The organism is Shewanella electrica (assembly GCF_022321485.1).
Classification (GTDB): Bacteria; Pseudomonadota; Gammaproteobacteria; order Enterobacterales; family Shewanellaceae; genus Shewanella; species Shewanella electrica.
Genome location: NZ_JAKOGG010000776.1, coordinates 1 through 235, shown reverse-complemented (window position 1 = coordinate 235; position 235 = coordinate 1). Strand labels below are relative to the sequence as shown.

At 66.4% G+C, this 235-nt stretch carries 1 protein-coding gene; it reads left to right on the top strand.

Translation table 11 applies throughout. The features are described 5' to 3' along the window. Positions 1-235 (top strand): Myb-like DNA-binding domain-containing protein (locus tag L9G74_RS24675; RefSeq protein ID WP_238899084.1); only part of this gene is annotated, 235 nt, incomplete at both ends.

Here is a 235-nt window from a genome sequence, read left to right as displayed (position 1 = left end):
CTGGTTTGAAGCGCACAGGCAAGAGCTGCCGTCTCCGGTGGGTGAACTACCTCCACCCCGGCCTCAAGCGCGGCCGCATCACCGCCGACGAGGAGCGCCTCATCCTCCACCTCCACTCCCAGTGGGGCAGCCGCTGGTCCCGCATCGCCCGCAGCCTCCCCGGCCGCACCGACAACGAGATCAAGAACTTCTGGCGAACCCACATGCGCAAGATCGCCCACCACGCCAAGAAGAA